Origin of the sequence: Rhodopirellula baltica SH 1 (genome assembly GCF_000196115.1) — a bacterium.
In the GTDB taxonomy this organism is placed as follows: Bacteria; Planctomycetota; Planctomycetia; order Pirellulales; family Pirellulaceae; genus Rhodopirellula; species Rhodopirellula baltica.
On sequence record NC_005027.1, the window covers coordinates 6,949,075 to 6,970,405 of the forward strand.

At 56.4% G+C, this 21,331-nt stretch carries 15 protein-coding genes; 9 read left to right on the top strand and 6 right to left on the bottom strand.

Annotated features, from left to right (window positions below; genetic code table 11):
• Positions 1-5: 5 nt before the first annotated feature.
• Positions 6-1,799 (bottom strand): biosynthetic-type acetolactate synthase large subunit, encoded by a 1,794-nt coding sequence (gene ilvB / locus RB_RS26855; RefSeq protein WP_007327661.1) that lies wholly within the window; start codon positions 1,797-1,799, stop codon positions 6-8.
• Between the two features lie 147 nt (positions 1,800-1,946).
• On the opposite strand from ilvB, the gene RB_RS26860 reads away from it, so the two are divergent.
• The 3 genes from RB_RS26860 to RB_RS26870 are packed head-to-tail and all read left to right on the top strand — an operon-like array spanning position 1,947 to position 6,433.
• Positions 1,947-2,387 carry a fluoride efflux transporter FluC gene (locus tag RB_RS26860; protein ID WP_008662100.1) on the top strand — a complete coding sequence of 147 codons (441 nt, stop codon included), beginning with the start codon at positions 1,947-1,949 and terminating at the stop codon, positions 2,385-2,387.
• Positions 2,384-5,314 carry a sialidase family protein gene (locus tag RB_RS26865; RefSeq protein WP_164922576.1) on the top strand — a complete coding sequence of 977 codons (2,931 nt, stop codon included), beginning with the start codon at positions 2,384-2,386 and terminating at the stop codon, positions 5,312-5,314. Before RB_RS26860 ends, RB_RS26865 begins: the two co-directional genes overlap by 4 nt.
• Before the next feature lie 51 nt (positions 5,315-5,365).
• On the top strand, positions 5,366-6,433 hold the full coding sequence (locus RB_RS26870) for a hypothetical protein (RefSeq protein ID WP_231846023.1): 1,068 nt from the start codon (positions 5,366-5,368) through the stop codon (positions 6,431-6,433).
• A 166-nt stretch (positions 6,434-6,599) separates the two neighbouring features.
• Here RB_RS26870 and RB_RS26875 read toward each other — a convergent pair whose 3' ends face one another.
• Positions 6,600-7,928 carry an STN domain-containing protein gene (locus tag RB_RS26875; RefSeq protein WP_164922579.1) on the bottom strand — a complete coding sequence of 443 codons (1,329 nt, stop codon included), beginning with the start codon at positions 7,926-7,928 and terminating at the stop codon, positions 6,600-6,602.
• A 193-nt stretch (positions 7,929-8,121) separates the two neighbouring features.
• Here RB_RS26875 and tkt point away from each other — a divergent pair, with 193 nt between their 5' ends.
• Complete coding sequence (tkt, locus tag RB_RS26880; protein ID WP_011123963.1) at positions 8,122-10,173, top strand: transketolase; 2,052 nt, start codon at positions 8,122-8,124, stop codon at positions 10,171-10,173.
• A gap of 200 nt (positions 10,174-10,373) precedes the next feature.
• Positions 10,374-11,687: an adenylosuccinate synthase gene (locus tag RB_RS26885; RefSeq protein ID WP_007333174.1), complete on the top strand. Its 1,314-nt coding sequence runs from the start codon at positions 10,374-10,376 to the stop codon at positions 11,685-11,687.
• 280 nt (positions 11,688-11,967) lie between these two features.
• Here the strand turns inward: RB_RS26885 and RB_RS26895 are convergent, their stop codons facing one another.
• A complete protein-coding gene (locus RB_RS26895; RefSeq protein ID WP_011123965.1) occupies positions 11,968-12,459 on the bottom strand; it encodes a DUF3859 domain-containing protein in 492 nt (163 codons plus the stop codon).
• 66 nt (positions 12,460-12,525) lie between these two features.
• Between RB_RS26895 and RB_RS26900 the strand changes: the two genes are divergently transcribed.
• Entirely contained in the window at positions 12,526-13,653 is a 1,128-nt protein-coding gene (locus tag RB_RS26900) for a serine hydrolase domain-containing protein (protein WP_231846026.1), read from the top strand.
• Between the two features lie 540 nt (positions 13,654-14,193).
• Here the strand turns inward: RB_RS26900 and RB_RS26905 are convergent.
• Positions 14,194-14,955, bottom strand: coding sequence for a YggS family pyridoxal phosphate-dependent enzyme (locus RB_RS26905; RefSeq protein WP_011123968.1), 762 nt, complete (start codon positions 14,953-14,955; stop codon positions 14,194-14,196).
• Between the two features lie 100 nt (positions 14,956-15,055).
• The gene (locus tag RB_RS26910; protein ID WP_011123969.1) at positions 15,056-16,798 is read right to left on the bottom strand and encodes a vWA domain-containing protein; all 1,743 of its coding nucleotides are present in this window, start codon (positions 16,796-16,798) and stop codon (positions 15,056-15,058) included.
• A gap of 373 nt (positions 16,799-17,171) precedes the next feature.
• Here RB_RS26910 and RB_RS26915 point away from each other — a divergent pair.
• Positions 17,172-18,343, top strand: a protein-coding gene (locus RB_RS26915; protein WP_164921275.1) for an IS3-like element ISRba6 family transposase whose coding sequence is annotated in 2 segments (ribosomal slippage) — positions 17,172-17,421 and positions 17,421-18,343 — 1,173 coding nt in all. Because the reading frame shifts where the segments join, the coding sequence is not laid out codon by codon here.
• An 89-nt stretch (positions 18,344-18,432) separates the two neighbouring features.
• Here RB_RS26915 and RB_RS26920 read toward each other — a convergent pair.
• Positions 18,433-19,911 (bottom strand): outer membrane protein assembly factor BamB family protein, encoded by a 1,479-nt coding sequence (locus RB_RS26920; protein ID WP_164922581.1) that lies wholly within the window; start codon positions 19,909-19,911, stop codon positions 18,433-18,435.
• A 146-nt stretch (positions 19,912-20,057) separates the two neighbouring features.
• On the opposite strand from RB_RS26920, the gene arfB reads away from it, so the two are divergent.
• On the top strand, positions 20,058-20,486 hold the full coding sequence (gene arfB, locus RB_RS26925; protein WP_007329166.1) for an alternative ribosome rescue aminoacyl-tRNA hydrolase ArfB: 429 nt from the start codon (positions 20,058-20,060) through the stop codon (positions 20,484-20,486).
• 107 nt (positions 20,487-20,593) lie between these two features.
• Positions 20,594-21,328: a UvrB/UvrC motif-containing protein gene (locus RB_RS26930; RefSeq protein ID WP_007329167.1), complete on the top strand. Its 735-nt coding sequence runs from the start codon at positions 20,594-20,596 to the stop codon at positions 21,326-21,328.
• Positions 21,329-21,331: the final 3 nt, after the last annotated feature.

The following is a 21,331-nucleotide window of genomic DNA, read 5'->3' on the forward strand; positions in this document are numbered from 1 at the left end:
CAGGATCAGTCCAAGAGCATGTCGTCCACGGTCATTCCACCGGGGATCATTGGCAGCACGTGTTCTTGGTAGGGCACTTCGACGTCCAGCAAGAAGGGGCCTTTGTGATCGATCATTTCTTGCAAGGCACCTTCGAGGTCCGCTTTCTTTTTGACCGTGGCGGCACCGCATCCGTAGCCCTTGGCGATTTGCACAAAGTTCGGGTAACGGTCGCTGGCGTATTCGAAGCGATCCGCGGTGCTCTTGCCCTTGGCTTCATCGTGATCGATGGGGCCGAGGTAAGTGTGAGCGCGGTTGCGATCCATGAATCGGTCTTCCCACTGAACCACCATTCCCAGGTGTTGATTGTTCAGCAACAAGACTTTCACGGGGAGCTTTTCGCAGAAGCACGTTGCGAGTTCTTGGATGTTCATTTGGAAGCTGCCGTCGCCATCGATGTCGATGACCAGAGCATCCGGGTGAGCTGCTTGCACGCCCATGGCGGCTGGCAATCCGAATCCCATCGTGCCCAGTCCGGAGCTGCTCATCCAAGTCCGAGGGTTGCGGAACTTGAAGAACTGTGCGGCCCACATTTGGTGTTGGCCCACACCGACGCTGACGTAGGTCTCACGATCGGCGGTGATTTTGCTGAGCGTCGCGATCGCGTGCTGTTGCAAAATGCCGTCGAACGAGTTGTCGTACTTCAGCGGGTATTTGGCTTTCAGGTCGGTGCAGGTTTTCTGCCAAGCTTCGATTTCGGGAGGCTGAACGATTTTGTTCAGCTGGACGAGCACATCCTTCACGTCGCCGCGAACTGGGATGTGGGCTTGTTTGTTCTTGTTCAGTTCTGACGAATCGATGTCGACGTGGATGATTTTCGCATCTTTCGCGAACGCTTCCACTTTGCCGGTCACTCGGTCGTCAAAACGCACGCCCAGTGCAATCAATAAATCGCAATCGCGAACGGCGTAGTTGGCGTAGGCGGCTCCGTGCATGCCCAGCCAATCGAGCGAACGAGGGTCATCGGGCGAAACCGCGCCCAGTCCCATGATGGTCGTGACCGTTGGGATACCCGTTTTCTTGATCAGCTCGCGAAGTTCTTCGCTGGCTTCACCAGAAATGATCCCGCCACCGGCGTAGATGACAGGTCGACGGGCCAGTTTGATGGCCGCTGCCATCTGCTTGATCGTTTCGCCAGCGACTTTAGGAGCCTCGGGGCTGTATCCCGGCAGATCCATCTCTGGATCCATGTCGATTGGGAAATTGCCCAGCTGCACGTCTTTGGGCATATCGACCAAAACGGGGCCGGGGCGACCGCTGGTGGCGATGTGGAAGGCTTCCTTCATGACGCGGGGCAAGTCAGCCAAATCCGTCACGAGGTAGTGGTGTTTGGTGATTCCGCGGCAGATTTCGACCATCGGAGTTTCTTGGAACGCGTCGGTTCCGATCGCTCCGGTGGGAACTTGGCCGGTGATGCACAGCATCGGGATGCTGTCCAGTTTCGCGTCCGCGATGGCGGTGACCAAGTTGGTGGCACCGGGGCCGCTGGTCGCCATCACCACGCCAATTTTGCCGGTGCTGCGCGAGTAGCCTTGTGCGGCGAAGGCACCGCCTTGCTCGTGCCGTGGCAGAATCGTGCGGATCGAGTCCCCGTACCGGGTCAGAGCCTGGTGCATGGGCATGCTGCATCCGCCGGGGTAGGCGAACAAGACTTCGACGCCGTGATCGACCAACGATTTGACGAGAACATCGGCTCCATTCATCGGTTGCTGATCGCCTTTCGCGGCGTTGGCGCTGGAAGAGCTCGAAGCGGTACTCATCGGTGGTGGTCTACTGGGGACAGAGTGGGATTCGAAAAGAGTCGAAATGGACCTTGCTCCGATCATCAAAAACTTCCGAAGCTAGGACCCTCCAACGTAAATTCCTCAGCCCTGACTGGCAATGGTGAAAACGCGGAACTGTCCTCAATGACCTTTGTTTCAGACCTGTTCGCGATCGCCCTAGGCGGCTCCATTGGGGCTGTTCTACGCTACTTGATCACGTTGACGGTGGTTTCTGCCCCGCTAAGTGGTTGGTTGACGCTTCATGGCAGTGTCGGCACGACGCTTGCGAACTTGCTCGGGTGCTGCGCCCTGGGGGGGCTATTCCAGTTCTCTCAAGCTCTGGTGGCGTCCGATTGGGTCGCAACGGGCTGGGCCGCCTCTTTGGCACACCCCCGCACACTGTTGGCGGTGCGGATCGGTGTTTTGGGCAGTTTGACGACATTCAGCACCCTGATCGGCGAAACCGCCGTGTTCGCCTCGCAAGGCCGCATTTTGGCCAGTTCGATGCTGCTGGGAATCAATGTCATCGCTGGTTGGTGCCTCTTTTGGGCCGCTGCGGCGGTCGTTCGGAATTGGACCTCATGATCGCTTCTGTCGTTTCGCTTCCCATTCAAAATTGGGGCGTTCGGTTGCTGCCGCTGCTGGCCGCCCTGCTGGCCGGATGGATCGCCACTCCTGCCGCCGGCCAAACCATGCCCGGTTTTTATCGAGCGTTTGGCAACACGGGCACGACCCGCAGTCGTCATGTGGCCGCCGCCCCGGAAAGTTTCGATTTGCCGGCCACCTATGTATCCGCCTCGCAATTCGCCGATGACGCCTCGTTGCACGCGGTTTCGGTCTCGCCAGATGGCAAGGTCCTGGTCGCGGTGGGTGATTGGGGCGTGATCGTCCGCAGCGAAGACGCTGGGCTGACATGGCGAAACTTCACTTCGGGAGTCGACGTCGCGTTGTGGGATGTTCGTTTTTTGACCGAAACCCGTGTGGTTGCGGTCGGTGGTGGCTATGAACCGGTCACCGGGCTGAGTCGTGGCGTGGCATTGGCCAGCGACGATGCGGGCCGAAGTTGGCATCGCGTGGATTCGTCCGGAGCGACCAAGCTGTACCGCATGGCAATTCGAAACAGTTTTGATGCCGAACCGCTCCCTGCGGGATCGATCGAAGCCATTGGCGATGATTCCGAGGCAACCACCGCGAACCGATTTCACTCGTTCGACGGCGGGCTGACTTGGTTGGAAGACACTGCGCAATCGGCCGAATCCAAAAACAAGTTGCGAGATTGGTTGCGTCAGGATGTTCTGGTCCAGGCTGGTCAATCGGCTCGGCAAACCAAAGGCGAAGGTTGGCGAGTCCGCGTCGGCACGCATGGTTCGATTGAACGATCCACCGACGACGGCAAAACGTGGCAACCGGTCCGCGGTGCCGATCGAGGTGCCGCGGTGATGTTCGTGGCGGCGTCGGAACACTCGGTGCCATGGGCGCTGATCGGACGTGAAGCCTTGGAAATGAATCGGCGTGTTGTCGTCGTGATGGATTCCGCCAAACCAGCAAGTTCAAATGCCGTTCGCATGCTTGGTCGACTTCGACATGCCGCGATGCGACTGGGAGTCGGTCGCGCCGATTGGTGCAGCACCGCAACATCGGAACAGAATCCATCCGCGGGTTTGTTGCGTGAGCATCAACCAGCGGTGGTGGTGTTGGATGCCGCATTGCCAGCGTCGACGCGTGATGCGTGGGTCAGCGCAACGCTTGACGATTCCAACTTTCCTCTGACCGCGTCATTGATACGCAAACAGACGCGACGCGTTTACACCAGCGAGTTGCAATTCGATTCCGCCGGCGGTTCCTCTCGCGCCTTGGCGCTTCGCAGTGATGCGTTGTTATCGGGACGAGCTGTTTTGGCTGGCGACTTGGCGTCGGATGCGATGATGGTGGTAGCTCCTGGAATGGTGGTGCCGGACAGCGTCGTCGTGTCACCGGTGCCGGGAACCTCCACCGAACTTCGGCGAGATTTATCGTTGACCGGTGGACTGGTTTTGGCCCCTGGCCAGGAATCGAGTTCTGGGTCGACGGACCAAGCTTCACGAAGACGACTGCAAATCGCAACTGCGAGAATGAGCCAGCTGACACGGCTGAAAGACCTGCTCTTTGATCCAGGGCTTCGGCCAAAAGAGCTCACCGACACGTTGGACGTCTTGTTGCCGCGGACCGCGTCGGAAGATCGGACTCGGTTGCTTTGGTGGTTATGGACGCAAACTCGCGCCGCCGCCCAACATGCAAGTGTCGCAAAGAATGTGATGCATGCCGAGGCATTGGTCGCCTGCGAAAACATCATGCTTCGAACGATCGTTGACGCCGCACCGGTGGATTCGGTGCGTCGTTGGGCCGATTGTATGTTGCAAGCTCGTTCAGAAAGCTTTGAACGATCCTTGGTTGCAATGTCCCAGACCCAATCCGGTTGGATCGCATCCAGTCCCAACGGTGCCCAGTCGCGATGGAGTGGAGGCGGAACATCGAGTCGCGAAGGAGTCAGCAATGCGGGTGGTGGCTCTGATTTGGCCGAGCAGCAAAACGCGGTGCAGCCTGGAACGCATTGGCAAGCACAATCGCTGTCGCCATTTGCGGTCAAGCCAGTGACGTACGAATCGACGACCAAAACAAAGGCACCGTTCGCTCAGGTCGGCGGAATGTCAGCATCCGGCGCATCGGCACGGTTGGCTTCCGCTTCGTTGGCTTCGGGGGCACTTGATGGTTCCCTGCCGACGTTGCCACCGATGAGTCAACGCAGTAATTGGGAGTACCACCCGGTCGTGATGGCCGCACGCCGCATTTCGGGCGTGGGTGCTGGTTCATTGGGTGATGAGGAAAACAGTGGCATGCCATCGGTGACGAGAAAGCAGATCGCGATGCCGCATGTTGAGTCTCGACCCAGATTGGATTGCGAGCTCGATGACGCTTGTTGGAGCGACCTGCGATGGCAACGCACCGATGATTTGATGTTTGCCTGCGTGAGCGACAAAGAATACTTGTACGTTGCAATTGTTGATGCCGGCGTTTCCGAGGGAACGCGACCGGAGGGCACTCGGCCGACTGCGTTGGAATTGTGGGTCGATGGCGACGGAGACCTGATGTCGTCGTTTTGTTTTTGGTGTGACTCACGAGGCAACCGAGAATCGACGGTGGACGGAACCGTTCGCTGGCAACCCAACTGGTACGCCGCTCTGAGCGGATGGGGCCAATCCGAAGCAGACGCCGAGGCATCAACGCATCTTGGCCCTCGTGTGCTCGCTGAAATCGCGATTCCCATCACCGAGATTCTGCCTCGCCCCGAGTCTTGGTCGCGGATTTCAGATCAATTTGCCATCCGCGTGCGTTCGTCGAAGAATTTGGCACCGGGTTCCAATGATTTGCACGATGACAAAAGCACGGTTGGAGCCGAAGGAAGGCTGGCCTCTGATTTTCAAGCGTTGCCCGATCCGCAACACTGGCGTTTCTACCCCACGCCCAGCGAGTGATTGTTTTCGCGGGTCGTGGCACGCGAAAGCCCCGGTCCTTCGAGTTCGGTTTTGTCTGACACTGCTCCAGATCCTGATCCCTCCACCGATCCCGTTCAGTCGTATGCTCGCCCGCCCGAGCAACCATTGTTCGCTCGAGTCCGAACGTGGACTGATGTCATGCCATGGCTGCGGTTGGTCAACGTGGCGAGATTGGCCGGTGCGCCGGTTTGGTTGCTGCTGGTTGCGGTCGTGGATGTGGTGTGGCGGTTTGGGCTGTCTCGGATAGCCATGCATCATCACGCACTGTTGGAAGCGACTGAAGGTTGGCGAACGACCGCGTCTTTGGGCGATTTGGTTTCCGTGGGACCGTGGAGTCTGCTCGATCCACTTCGTGCACCGGATGGTTCGTTCCTACGGCAACCGTTTTGGGAAGCGACGCTTTGGACGATTGTTGTGTGGACTCCCGTCGCGATGGTTCTTTTGCGTTTGGGGGTCTTGCTCACCGCAGGTCGTGATTTGCCCGGGTTTGTCGAAACATGGAAGATCATTGGCAAGCGATTGAAGTCAGCGGTCGTCATCAGTGTTTTGCCCGCCGTCTGTGCATTGCCCCTGCTGCTTTTCTTGTGGTTCGCAGATGGAATCGCAACCGCCGAGCGTGCCTTCAGTGAGTGGTCGTATGTTTTCGCTCCGCTGGCCATCGCGGCTGGATTGGTGGTCGGGTTGTTGTTGGCAGGGGCAAAGGCCGCGATTCCGTTTGGATTGGCGGCGTTGGTCAGCCAAGAAAAAGTGGACGCGATGGATTGCTTGAGCCGCGGTTACGAGGTCACGTTCCGGCGATTGCCGCAACTGGTTTTGTTGGCGGTTCCAGCGTTGGTCCTGCTCGCGATTGTCGTTGGGGCTTGGCACTTAGTCGGTTTGACGGCGGCATCCACGATGCGAAATCCAGTCTGGACCGAGTTTGTTTTTCGATTCCCAACGATTGTCGGAATGACTGTTGGCTGGGCGCTGGTTGGTGGTGTGTACTTGTTGCTCCGCCAATCCGCAGGTGGTCAAGAGGTGGAGGATGTTTGGGATGGGCCGAAGGCGAAATCATTGAAGATCCCATCGGTCAAACGCGAAGCAAATGCAAACCCGTAGCTCGCTACGGTCTCATCGAACCGAGCCCGCAATCTGTAGCTTGCTGGGGCCCCCAGCAAGCCGAGCATGAACCTCGAGCACGAACCTGTCATGCAGGGGACGATTGCTTTGCCGAGCTGGGACTCACGGTGGGGACCACCGCGCGACAGGTTTTTGGCGTGGTAGTTTAGAACATTCCGCCGGTTTGCTGCGGCGTGTTGGGTGCTGAGTTGTTGGGAGCATTCTGGCTGGAGCTGCTTGAGTTTCCTTGACTCGTCAAAGCCGGGTCGCTTCCCGGGAAGTAGTATCCGTGCGGGTGAAAACTGCCCGAAGACATTGGGTCTTGAAACGGCTCCGACTTGGTCGGCACATCCTCGCCGACCGTTCCGGCTCGAAGTGCATCGAACAGCGTTTCGGTTTTCAAGTGAGTTGCGAACGTAGTGGATATCAAGATGCCGGGCCGATTGGATCCGCCGGTTGGCAAGGGGGCCATGGTTCCCATGCCGCCGAGCACTTCCCAGCTCTCTGGATCAACGGAGGTTTGAACCAATTGCATGGCTTCGCCAATGGATTGGGTCAGCCCAGTCGCCTCCAGGTAGTAGATTCGATTCAGAGGGCGGTCCTCGGCAGCGGTGACCGTCGTCACGACCCAAACGTCGTCTTCGAATGAGAAGGTCAAGTTCTGATCGCGAAGCATTCGATTCATGACCGAACGGAAGCTCGTCTCCTTGGCATGAATGCTCACAGGGACGTCGGCTGACAGTCCTTCGCCTTCCATCGAAAAAACGTCAAGCACGATACGCTGATGAAGGTGTTCTTGCAGCAAGGCGACCGCCTCGCTCAGAGGCATGTTGTCGGTCTCAATCGAGACCGTTTGGTTCAGGTCGGATTCCATTTTCTCAACAGTCTCGGCAGAAATCCCCGCCCAACGATCCGTGGCGATGCCGGCCCGAGCGAGCTCCGTGAAATCGGCGGTGACTACCAAACCGTCCTCAGTCAGCTTGGCGGCAAGGTTCAGTGGAGTGAGGGCTCGTTTCAAAGCAACGCGTAGCGGAAGTTCTCTCGCTTGTAGTTCGACCACCGCGGCGGCTGGGGTGACACCAGCGATTCGCATGGCGGCTTGGTCGAGGGTACAGGGAAGGTTGACTTCCTCTTGGATTAGACGAGGCAGGTCGCTGAGTTTGCATTCGGCGTCCAGTTCCACTCGCTGATGAAGTTGATGCTGCAGAAACATGGCCCATTCCAGGGCTTGTTCGTCATGTGGTGAGCGAGTTCGTGGTGGGATGGGGCCGCGTCCGTAGCCGCCACCGGGCCCGGTGGCTGAAGAGTGCGGTGGGTAGCCGTTTTGATAGGGGTTGGGGGTGTTATGTGCCGAGGACGGAGCGGCTTGGGGAGAAGGGTTGTTGGGACGTCGAGGACCTTCGAATCGGGGTCCCTGAAATTCCGGCGATTGAGCGTTTGAGACACCAAAACTGCAGGTCGCAACGACAACCACGATGGTGCACGCAATCTTCATCTTGTTCCTCTGGCTCATCTTCTCCGCCTGAAAAAGTGGGGTTCTGGAATGTGGCTCAATCGCCAGTATACAGCGGGGATGTCCGGCGGTTCCCCTCGTTTTGGTGGGCGGTTTCGCCTCAGGGCTTTCGTGTTTGGAGCCTCGCCGGTACGCTTTCCGGGTCTGAAATTCCGCTCCTCCAACCTTCTCGCGCGTGCCGATGACTGCCACCACCACTGACAATCAAACCCTCGCCATCGACACCATCCGCTGCCTCAGCATGGATGCCGTTCAAACCGCCAACAGTGGTCACCCCGGCACGCCGATGGCGTTGGCCCCCATCGCGTATCAATTGTTCCAAAACACAATGAATTACGACCCTGCCAAGCCGCATTGGCCGGGCCGGGATCGATTTGTGTTGTCATGCGGTCACGCCAGCATGCTGCTCTACAGCACGCTGCACTTGATCGGCGTCCAAGCGACGGACCGTTACGGCAAACCGACCGGCGGAGAATCGATCTCGCTGGAAGACATCAAGAATTTCCGCCAAATCGGCAGCGTTTGTGCCGGGCACCCCGAATTCGCCGAAGCCGCCGGGATCGAAACCACGACCGGACCTCTCGGTGCCGGCGTCAGCAACAGCGTCGGAATGGCGATGGCCGAAAAATGGTTGGCCGCCAACTACAACACCGACGATCTGACGCTCTTCAACTACAACACCTACGCCATCTGCAGCGACGGCGACTTGATGGAAGGCATCGCGACCGAAGCTGCCTCCGTCGCCGGTCACTTGAAACTCGACAACCTCTGCTGGTTGTACGACGACAACAACATCACCATCGAAGGCGACACCGAACTGGCCTTCAGCGAAGACATGGGCAAGAAGTTCGAAGGGCTCGGATGGAACGTCCTTCACGTGGACGATGCCAACGACGTCGAAGCGCTCGGCAAAGCGATCGCGAAATTCCAAGCCTGCGGCGACAAACCCACTTTGATCGTGGTCAAGTCGATCATCGGCTACGGTGCGCCCAACAAGCAAAACACACACGGAGCCCACGGGGCACCTCTGGGTTGGGACGAAGTTGCTCTGGCCAAGAAGTCTTACGGTTTGCCGGAAGACGAAAAGTTCTATGTCCCCGAAGGTGTTCGGAAGCACTTCGCCGAAGGCGTTGGCAAACGCGGCGCGACTGCATCGAGCCAATGGGAAGACGTTTGGACCAAGTACCAAGCTGCCGAGCCAGCCAAGGCTGCTGAATTGAAAGCCATGTTCGCTGGCGAATTGCCTGAAGGTTGGGACAAAGACATCCCTGTCTTCGAAGCCGATGCCAAGGGCGACGCAACTCGCAACAGCAGCGGCAAAGTCCTCAACGCGATCGCCAAGAACGTTCCCTTCATGATCGGCGGAAGTGCTGACTTGGCACCGTCGAACAAGTCGGACTTGAAGTTCGAAGGTGCCGGCGAATTCCTGCCTCGCCAGTACAAAGGCCGCAACTTGCACTTCGGAATTCGCGAGCACGCGATGTCCGGAATCGCCAACGGTTTGTGCTTGTCCGGTTTGCGTGGTTACGCCGCGACGTTCTTTGTCTTCACTGATTACATGCGTGGCGGAATGCGGTTGTCCAGCATCATGCATCAACCAACCATGTACATCCTGACGCACGATTCGATCGGCGTCGGCGAAGACGGACCGACTCACCAACCGGTCGAACACCTGACCGCTTGCCGTGCGATCCCAGGTTTGAACGTTTTCCGCCCTGGTGATTCCAACGAAGTCGCTGAGTGCTATCGCACCGCGATGGGGATCAACGATCACCCCAGTGCATTCGTCTTGTCACGTCAAAACATGCCCACCCTGGACCGCAGCAAGTACGCCGCGGCCTCGGGATGTGCTCGCGGTGGTTACATCCTCAGCGACTGCGAAGGCACGCCCGACGTGATCCTGATGGGCAGCGGCAGCGAACTGTACATGGCCGTTGATGCGGGCGAACAACTGACCGCCCAAGGCAAAAAGGTTCGCGTCGTTAGCATGCCTTGCATGGACATCTTTGCTCAGCAAGACGCCTCATACATCAACGAAGTCTTGCCACCCGAAGTTACCAACCGCGTTGCCATCGAAGCCGGTATCCAAATGTGCTGGGATCGCTGGATTGGTTCGCAAGGCAAATTCATCGGCATGCACTCGTTTGGTGCCAGTGGCCCATTTGATGCTGTTTATGAGCACTTCGGTATCAACGCCGACGCGGTTGTTAAAGCAGCTCTGTCCTGAGTCTCAACGTGTTTGCTGGTCGCTGATTCGCTCCCGTGCGAATCAGTTGACCATGGCGAAATGCGAGACTGATCTTGTGTCAGCCTTCGGCTGACTTCTTCCAACTTTGATCGAGAACGGAAGGCCATTTTTTCGCGGGTGGATCGCTCGTCGAATAGCCTTTTCGTGTCAACGACCCTTCATCACTGAAAGAAAATCCCTTGTCCGGAACTTGTGTCATTGGTCTGCAGTGGGGCGACGAAGCCAAAGGCAAACTCGTCGACTTGCTGGCACCACGTTTTGATTGGGTCGTTCGCTATCAAGGCGGAGCCAACGCAGGGCACACCGTTGTCGCTGGTGATGAAACCTACAAGCTGCATCACATCCCTTCCGGGATTCTGCACAGCGATGTCCAAAACGTCATCACGCCCGGAGTGGTGATCAACCCGACCACGATGCTGCAAGAAATCGATGGCTTGCAAGCTCGTGGGATCGATGTCTTCGAGAACCTGAAGGTCAGTGAACGGGCTCACTTGGTGATGCCTTGGCACATGATCGAAGACGCGACGATCAACGCGACCGCCGTGCGTGGTGAGTCGATCGGCACCACCAACCGTGGTATCGGACCCTGTTACCGAGACAAAGTCGGACGCACCCACGCGATCCGAATGATCGACTTGATCGAAGGATCACGCGATGAACGCATCGCCACGGTCGCCGGACAAAAGCAAGTTTTGCTGAAGAACTTGGGTGCTTCCGAGGAAGAGCTGGATTCGATCGCACCTGAGAAAATGGTCGCTCTGGCGGCTTCCTGGGCGGAACGTTTGGCTCCCATGATCGCGGACACGACCGACATGGTTTTGGATGCCGCGGAAGCCAACCAAAAGATGTTGTTCGAAGGTGCCCAAGGCGCTTTGCTGGACATCGACCACGGAACCTACCCATTCGTCACCAGCAGCAACTCGTCAGGCGTGGGCGTGTGTGCCGGTGCCGGTGTGCCACCGAAGTGGATCAATCAAGTGCTCGGCGTCTGCAAGGCGTACAGCACTCGTGTTGGCGGCGGTCCCTTCCCGAGCGAACTGGAAGACGAGACAGGCGAGAAGATCCGCAAGCTCGGAAACGAGTTTGGAACAACCACCGGACGCCCGCGTCGTTGTGGTTGGTTCGACGCGGTTGCCGTTCGCTACACCGCTCGCTTGTCGGGCGTGACCCGACTGGCATTGATGATGATGGACGTGCTCGCTCACTTCGATGAGCTCAAAGTCTGCGTCGCCTACGAACTGGATGGCAAAGAAATCCATCGCGTTCCAGCTCATGCGGAACAGCTTCGCCGTTGCAAACCGATCTACGAAACGATCCAAGGTTGGAACACGCCGGTCGACGATGCTCGTTCGGTCGATGACTTCCCACCGCTCGCGATGGCTTACGTCAAACGCATTGAAGAGTTGGTTGGCATTCCAGTCGGCGTGTTGTCGGTTGGTCCAGATCGCGCCCAAACGATCTTCACCGAAGAATCCAAGGTCATGGGTTTGTAGGCTCGGTGTGGGTGTGGGAAAGGATTCCAGCCTGTCGTTACGCTGAATTGACAGGCTAGAAGCCTTTTTATACCCCACATCTCGAAACACCAAAGATTAGTGTCCGATCAGAGTGGATTAGTGTTCCGCCAGAGCGGCCAAGGGAACACTAATCTCCGCTGATCGAACACTAATGGTTTTTGGACAAAGGATGTTTGGCTTCAATACGCCTGTATTCCCAACGCAAGCGGCTCGCAAAAGATGTGGGGTACAAAAAGGCTAGAAGCCTATCCCATTTGCCTTACGAAGCTTCCGCCACGTCCGATGCCGGGACAACCTCAAAGGTTTTCTCGGCGATGATGTTGCCGTCGATCTCCAACCACATCTGCCATGGCCCGAGTTTGTCATCGATCGGGTCCCAGATCGTGTCACCCACGTAGAAGTTCCAATCGTTGGTTTTGACGTACACGGAACCATCAAAAGGCTGCCGAGTTTTACCCTCGTCATCCTTGATGCCAGGATGATCGATGCAAAAGAACAGCTCTTGGTTCTTCGCACCCTTGATGTTGACGATGAATCCAAACTCAACGTCGACGCGGGCTGGGATGATCGTGGTGCTGCGAATGAATCGGGGAAGTTGCTTGGATTCCCCATCCCATTTGGAATGAATTCCGAACGTTCGCATTCGCGTTTCGATTTTCTTCTTCGCCAACGATGGTTCTCGATTCGAGGGGCGTTTCAGTTCAGGCGACAAGCGTGCGCATGTCCGCGTCGCCGCTTGCCACCATGCCATAAATCAGTGACGAAGAAAATCCCGTGCCGTTGTTGAGCAAACATTGTGTTCGTCAACCCGAATAGAATGTTTCGTTTGGCATCGATTTTTGATTTCGGTGCTCACAAGTTTTTCGGCAACTGCGAAGGCGAGATCATGCGTTGGATTTTGGGTGCATTGGTGATGAGTTTGTTAGCCGGAAATATGGCGGTCGATCAAGCTCAAGCAGACGATCTCGAAATCCCGGCGATCACGCAGTCAATGCAACAGTTCGTGGCGGACAAAGAAATCGCGGGAGCGGTCACGTTGGTGGTCGGCCCGGAATCGGTGAAGCATGTCAGCGTGGTTGGGACGGCCGACGTCGCCGAGGCAACTCCGTTGAAACGAGACACTCTGTTTTGGATCGCTTCGATGACCAAGCCCATCACCGGGGCTTGCGTGTTGATGCTGCAAGATGAAGGCAAACTGTCGGTCGATGATCCGATCTCCAAGCATCTGCCGATGATGAAACATCTGAAGTTGGCCGATGGCACGCCCGCGAATATCACGATTCGACATCTGATGACGCACACTTCCGGGATGAGCGAATTGCCGCGTGAGAGTGCTTACACGGATCCCACGCTGGAGGCCGTTGCGAAACGTTACGCGGAACTGCCAGTGTTGTTCGAACCAGGCAGCGAATGGCGATACAGCCAAACCGGCATCAACACCGCGGCGCGAATTGTCGAAGTGGTCTCGGGAATGACCTTTGATCGCTTCGTGGAGGAGCGTGTTTGTCAGCCGCTCGGGATGAAGGACACGGCGTTTTATCTGACCCCGGAACAGCACGAGCGATTGACGAAAACCTACCGCGTTGTTGAAGGAGATGGTGAGAAGCCAAAGCGTTTGGAAGAAGCCACGATCAGTGTTCTATCCGGTGGCACCGCGATGAATCGCAATCGATTCCCCGCAGCGAACGGTGGGCTGTTTTCGACGGCGGATGACTACGCCAAGTTCTGCCAGATGTTGTTGCGAGACGGCCGGGTGGACGACGAGCAACTGTTGTCCAAGGCCGCTGTGCAGCAGATGCGAACGATCTGCACCGGTGATTTGAAAACCGGTTTCACTCCTGGCAACGGATGGGCAATCGGTTGCTGCGTGATTCGCGAACCGCAGGGTGTGACCAAGGCTCTGACGCCGGGAACGTTTGGACACGGAGGTGCCCATGGGACGTAGGTTTGGATCGATCCCGACAAGGGCGTGGCGATGATCCTGATGGTCCAACGAGCCAATTTTCCGAATGCGGACGCCTCCCAGGTCCGGCAAGCCTTCGGTGAAGCGTTGATGCAAGCTTTGTAGGAAGCGATTTGCAATCACTCGTAGGCCATGTCTCACATGGCTGCCACGCCGATGCTTTGGACTAAAGCGAATCGAGCTTTCGCGAGAGCAGGATCGATCGGCGGAGGGCGATCGCCAGGCGAGGTCTGCCTGCTTGGTGGGATGGATTGCAAAGTGCAAATTGTTCAATGCAAATTGCAAAGTGTTTTTGGTCCGACATGATTGCAACGATCGGCAATTGCAAATTTGCAATGTTCATTTTGCAATTTGCAATCAACGAGTCGGATCCAGAGTAGAACAATTGTCCCCAATTGTTCCGTCCTCACACGTTCCGTCGCCAAGCCATTTGCCGATCCTCGCATCCATTGCACCCAATACCCAAGCACCCCACGCATCCAAGCGTCCCGATGCATCCAAGCAGCCCTCTTACAACTGGCATCAACCCGTCGGCAGAACACCTTGGAACAATCGCGTGCCGATGCGGACCAGCGTGGCACCTTCTGCGATCGCGGCGGGATAGTCGCCACTCATTCCCATTGACAATTCGGGAAGCGAAATTCCTGTGGACGATTCCATTTGGTCGCGAAGCTCTCGCAGTTTGGCGAACTGCCGAGCCGCGGCGGTCTCATCGGTGCCCCAGCCCGCCATCGCCATCAAACCGTTGATGTTCAGGCCCGCGTTGGAGGAACCTGCGAGTTCACGCCAGTGAACCAAGAGTGGTTCCAACTGATCGATTGGCAATCCGGTCTTGGCTTCTTCTTCACTGACATTAATTTCGATCAATCCATCGATGGATCGTGACTGAAGCAAGCACTCGTTGTGCAACGCATCGAGCAGCCGTTCGCTTGCAATCGCATGGACGAGAGGTTCAGCGGGCAGTAGACGCCGGACTTTGTTGCGTTGCAAGTTTCCGATTTGGTGCCAGCGAATGTTGGAATCATCGAGCGTTTGGAATTTGCTCTCCAACAGTTGAGGCCGGTTCTCGCCCAGATCGTGACATCCCGCTTCGACCAACCAACTGGTGATTTCCGCGTCAACGTACTTGGTGACACCGACCACGCGAACGCTGTCGGGCGAACGACCACATCGCTGCGCAGTTTCGGAAACGGAACTGTTGACGGAGTTCCAATTGTCCACGATCAGCGACTTGGCGGTCGCTTCGTCGCACTTCATTTGTTGTTTCGAGATTGGTTCAGCCATGCAGGCGTTTTAGCACAACACCAACCAAAGTGGCATAGGCTTCCAACTTGTGGTCGCGCGGATGTCGGTTCGAATCACAGGCTGTGAGCCTCTGCCACTTTTAAGCGATGATGCTACGTCGATTCTTGACGTAGTCCCACAGCACAAATCGATCGAGGTTCTTGCCGCTGGTGAAGAACACCCGCCCGCGGGTCGATTGAGCCATCCGGTAGGCGAACCGGATGTCCTCTTTGCTTTGCGACCAACTGGGGATCAAAAAGATGTTGATCGTGATCCCCTCCTTCGCGCAAAGCTGAGCCTCACGCATCGTGGCGGCTTCGGTTTGTGGATCGGGCGGATACAACATGTACAACCACTCGCCTTCGAAGTGTGCCGTTGGCAGCCCATCCGTGATCAACACAATTTGCCGGTTGGGCGTGTCGCAGGTGGCCAGGTTTTGCCTCGCCATTTGCAACGCGTGCTGGATGTTCGTGAAGTGCGGGTGGATCTCGTGTTCGCTGATGTCCGGGTTGCTCATGTCACACTTCAGGCGAACCCAAGGGTCATGAATCGTGACCTGCTTGGGCATGCACTCGATGATTTCGCCTGGTGTTCGAAGTTTGGCGAACGTGTACATCTCGATGAACTTCAAGAGGTCACCGGGGTACTCGCTGTTGATCAATCCCTGCAGTGCCAACGCCATGCGTTTGACGTTGATGTATTGGCCCTCGTACCGCATCGACCCGCTCATGTCCATGATCACCGCCGTGGCGGCTTTCGGGTGATTGCGAGTTTTGTGGACCACGATGTCATCGCTGTGCAATCGCAGCGGACGTTCGTCCTTTTGCCGAAGCAACGCGTTGATGATTGTCTGCGGCAAATCCAAGTTGGCGACACTGTCGCCGAACTCATACGGTTTGGTCTGCTGCAACTCCACGGCACCTTCGCCGACCACGTCCCCTTCGTGGCGTCCGGTGCGTGACGGATCAAGTTCACTGAAGATCTGCTCAAGCAATCGACCTTGAAACATTTTGTAAGCCTGCGGCGTCAAGCGAAATCCAGAGCCATCCTTGTTGCGTTCGAGGCCCTGGCGTTCGGCTTGTTCACGCATGAGGTTTTCCACCTGGCGGCGCATGTCCTCGAGCTGTTCCATGTCGCCCGGTTGAGCGAATTCGCTGAGCATCTCCATGTCAATCAAGCCGATCTGCGCAGACTTCTCGGCCTCTTCCAATTGCTGCAGCAGTTCGTCGATCTTTTCAAGTTCCTCCTTGATCTCCAGTGCCTTGGGGATCGACATCGATTCATTGCCGATGAAGTCATACTTCGTGGCAAGTTCTTCGAGGTTGTGCTTGTCTTCCATTGCCGAACCGGTCGCAAGCAAGTTGCGGGCGAGGTCGCCGTTGTCGTCACCCGCTTGGTACCACAACCGTTCAATCATGAAGGGTTGTTCTTGATTGATCGCCATTTGGAAGAGCTTTTCCATTTTGGCGGGCGGTTTCACTCGTTTGGCCGCTTGGTGGAACGCCTTGCGAGCTTTCTTCTGAACCGTCCGAGCTTCGTAGGTTTCCAAAATCTTGCGTTTGCGGTCCTCCAGCAACGCTTTCAGGAAATCGATGCTCGGTCCCAAGCCAGCGATTTGGCTCGGATCGAGCTTCACGGCGTTCGCCAAGTCTTCTTCGGACAGTTCGTGGAAATTGCCGTACATCAACGCTTGTTCAAACGCAGGCGAAACCAGGTCCGGCGGCGGTTGGCTCGGTGGCGGGAAAGCGACAGGGTCGTACTTTTGATAGGCATGGATCACCCCACCCACGGGATCGCGTCGGTCGCGAGACGGCGAATCAGAATTGGGTTTGGAAGTGTCCATGAATCGTTTCGTTGAGAGTTCAAGCGATGGGGCGGTGCCCGGAGGATGACCGGAACGTCATTTTACGGGCCTGCAAAGCGACGCGTTCAAAGAAAACTGGCAAGTGCTTCGTTGGATGAGCCCAATCGCTGCGGGCGACGGGCTAACGAACCAGTCGAAGTTGTGCGACGGGGGTGAATTCGACGGTCTTGGAAGACCATCGTACGAGGTGTTTGGCGAGGTTGGTGCCGTAGGCTGGGCTTCCAAGCCCGGCCTGAATCCTGGTCTTGCACATCAAGGTTGAATTCGACGGTCTTGGAAGACCTGGAATTGCCCACGAAAAGTTGACAGTGGGCCGGCGCACGTCAGACTTCTCTGACAGGAGAACCGATCCATGGACAAACGTCGAACATTTAGCCGCGAATACAAGCTGGCCGCAGTCAAGAAAGTCATCGAACAAGGCTTGTCGTACACCGCTGTCGCTAAAGACTTGGGGATCGGGGACAGCTTGATTCGCAAGTGGAAGAAGTCTTTTGACGAAGACGGAACATTCCAGGCCGAAGTAGTTGGTAGCCAATCCATTGAAGCCGAGCTGAGACGACTTCGCGAAGAGAATCGTCAACTCAAGATGGAACGCGACATTTTAAAAAAAGCGACGGCATTCTTCGCCAAAGAAAGTCACTGAGGTTGAAGTTCATTGGAGAGTGCCGCGATCGCTGGCCGATCGCAGTGCTCTGCCGAACCCTCGAAGTCACTCGCGCCGCTTATTACCGATTCGCCGGTCGCGGTCCCACAGCCACCGAGATCAAGCAAACCCAAATCATTCAAGCCGTCAAGGAAATCCGACTGGAAAAACATCACGATGCGTATGGAAGCCCGCGAATGCAACGAGCAATAGTCAAACGCGGTGTGGTGTGCTGCCGAAATACCGTCGCCAAATGCATGCGTCATGCGGGAATACAAGCCAATCGCCGCACCAAATTCAGAATATCGACCACTGACTCCAATCATGATCAGCCCATCGCCTCAAATTTGCTTGGCCAAAACTTCACGACCGAGGCAATCAATCGCGTCTGGCTAACGGACATCACCTACATCCCAACCCAAGAAGGCTCCACTTACCTCTGTGCATTCGTTGACCTGCATTCCCGCAAGATTGTCAGCTGGAAAACGAGCCGGAACATGGATTCGGAATTGGTGGTCGGGGCATTCGATCAAGCACTTACTTTTCGCAAGCCAAACGCGGGCCTGATCGTTCACAGCGATCGTGGCTCCCAATTCGCGAGCGATCATTTCCGCAGACGCCTGGCAGCCAGTGGGCTAGTTCAAAGCATGAGCCGTCGCGGGAACTGCTACGACAACGCACCGATGGAATCGTTCTTCAAGAGTTACAAAACCGAGGAAGCACAGCAGATTTACGACACGCACGAACACGCCACACGCGGCGTATCTGACTACATCGAACGATTTTACAACCCTCATCGCTTGCACTCGTCGCTGGGCTACCTCAGTCCAATCGATTTCGAGCAAGCGATCAAAGAACCGTCACTCGTAAGTGAGTCCTGACTCACAGGACTCACCGTTTACCTTTCCCTTAAGACCGGTCCACTGTCAACTTTTCGTGGGCAATTCCAACCATCGTACGGGGCGGTGAATCAGGATGGGTTGTGCTCTGACAGTGCCAGACAGAGGACTGTTTGGTCGCCGCGGATGAGCATGCGATCACCCACCACAACGGGAGCGGACCAGCAGGGGAATTGGAGGGCTGGTCGATTCGGAGTGTTTTCATCCAGATTCCAGACCGCCAACTCGTCAAACCGATCTGGCGTCGCGCGGACGATGTGAAGTGAGCCGGTTTCTTTTAACACCAGCAAGACGTCGCCCAATCGGGTTGCGGTGCTGCGCCGCCGATCCAGGGCGGTCCAATTCACCTCCCCGGCGGCGAAATCAATGCATCGAAAATCGCTGTCCGGTGCATTGCGTCCGCTGCATGCGTAGAGGTAGCCATCGTGAAGAATCGGCGTCGACATATGCGAACGCAAAGATTGTGATCGCCGTCGACCCACGGGATCTTTCCAAACGGTTGCGAACGTCGCTTGGTTGTCGTTCACGCTGATGTCATAAACAGCTGAACCTGCGTCGTAGCAATCGCTGATCAAGACACGATTGCCATCAACGATCGGAACCATCGCGTTGACGCTCTCCAGGATGTCTGCTCGATGATAGACCTTCCCGAGCGATTTTCCGTCGGTCGGATCCAACACCCACAAATGATCGCGAGCGAACATAAGCAAGTATTCTTTGCCCCCGATCTGGATTGATCGCGGGCTGCTGTAACTAGCCAAGTCATCGCCGCCGGTCCAAATGATTTCGCCGGTAGATCGATCCAGCGACACCATGAGTGTGCCTTCGGGAACAACTCGATCGAGTCGTCCGGGAGCGAGCGATTGTTGCTCGTGAGGACTGCCACCAACCATCACGATGACTTGGTCGTCAATGATCAACGGTGCGGACCCGACGCCGAAGAAGTTCTGAACGACGTCGAACTTCTTGTTCAATGAAGCCGTCCAAAGTTGATCGCCTGAGTCGCAACTCCATGCGGTCAATTGACCGGCAACGCCGTAGGTAAAAATTTGGGCGTCCCCGGAATCATCATTCAATTCGGCGATGGTCGGACTGCATCGTGGCCCGGTTTCGTACCCGTACATGTCTCGGTAGTCGAGCGGATACGAACGAGTCCATTTGACCGCTCCAGTGATCAGGTCGATCTTGCGAAGTCGTTCGGAATCGTTGGTTGCGTCGAAGTGAAAATAGCTTTCGCCGCGAACCACACCGATGCCGTAGCCGTCTCCCACATCCAGAGCCCAATGGAATTTGGGTTCGCTCTTCCAATCCAACGATGCGATGGAGTCGGGAGCCGATTTTGCCAACTTCGCACTGCCGCTGAAATCGTCGTTCAGAAAACGTGGCCAGTCGGGTTGAGTCAGCGGCGACTGGGCTCGTCCGGTCGAGACCACGACGAATGACAAGACGATTGCACCGACGAGACAGAACCACGTCGTTTGCGATCGATCACAGTTCGGCAAAAACGGAATCGCGATGGAGCTGATTTGATGTGGGTGTCGCGGCATCATGCAGCGGGCTCTTGGAGCGGTCATCGACGGTGGTGGGTTGGAAGCGGTGATTGGATGAGAAATCGAAAATCGAAATCGGATGATCCGGTGGGAGCGGAGCCGCCAATGGTGGCTACCGCTGAGAATGCATTGTAGAACCTGAGGCTATGGCTGATTTACCAGTAACAAGTCGTTTTGTCATTTCAGAAGCGGACCTCAATTGGTCGGCGTCGCGAAGTGGCGGTCCGGGCGGACAAAACGTCAACAAAGTCAATTCCAAGGTGACATTGCGCTGGAAGCCGCAGCCGCAGACCGGGTTTGACGAATTTTGGTGCAAACGTTTCGTCACCCAATTCGGAACTCGCATCAACAAAGAAGGCGAAATGGTCCTGCATAGCGAGGCGACTCGGGACCAATCTCGAAATCTTGCCGACGCTCGCGAACGGTTGGTCTCGATGTTGCTGGGATGTCGTTTGCCCCCCAAAAAGCGAAATGCGACACGGCCGACGCTGGGCAGTAAGCGGCGACGGTTGGAAGGAAAGCGACAGCAATCTGAGAAGAAACGGCTGCGTGGAAAACCTCGTGTCGACGATTGAAGGTTCTCGTTTGGCGGGCCCTTGTTATACTGACAGGGCGCGAATCGGATGAAATGATTTTCGCCAACAATCTCCTCCACTTCGAATCTTTTTAGCGTCCCTGCTCAATGAAGCGTGCTCGGCATCTTGACGATCTTCTTCGCAATTGGGAATTCGACCCCAGTTCGCTCAACGTCCGCCTAATCAAAGGCAAAGATGATCGAGACGTCATCCAGATGCGAGTCGACATGGGCGTTCTCCAGTTGGAGACGACCGGTCGCCCCGATGGCGAATTGATCGAAGCCAGCGAAACGTATTTGCAGCACTTGCAAATGACTCGGTTGGAAAACGCGGATGCGGAATTGACCGAAAAAGACTGCAACGAAATCGACCGCGAATTCATGCAGTTTTACCACCGCCGGATTTGCTGGTTGCGTCTGCAGTTCTATCACCGTGCGGTGATGGACGCCGATCACACGCTGCGTTTGATGGATTTGTGCGAGGAAATGTCGGACGATCCCGAATGGATCTCGTCGCACGAACAGTATCGACCCTTTGTGCTGTTTCATCGAACGCAAGCGGAAGCTCTCGGAGAGCTGGAAGAAAACACTCCTGAGGAAGCCATCCAGGCGATCAACCGCGGTCTGGATACGCTGCGAGAGTTCTTCGTCAAACACGAAGCGGAAGAGCACTTCGATGAAGACGAATTGATCGTGCGATTGGTTGATCTTCGCGAGTCGCTTCGGAACGAATATTCCGTCGGCCAAACGTTGCGAGAACGCTTGGACGCCGCTGTGCAAGAAGAGCAGTACGAGTTGGCAGCCAGGCTGCGTGATGAGCTGACTCGCCGCGAAACCCACTGATCG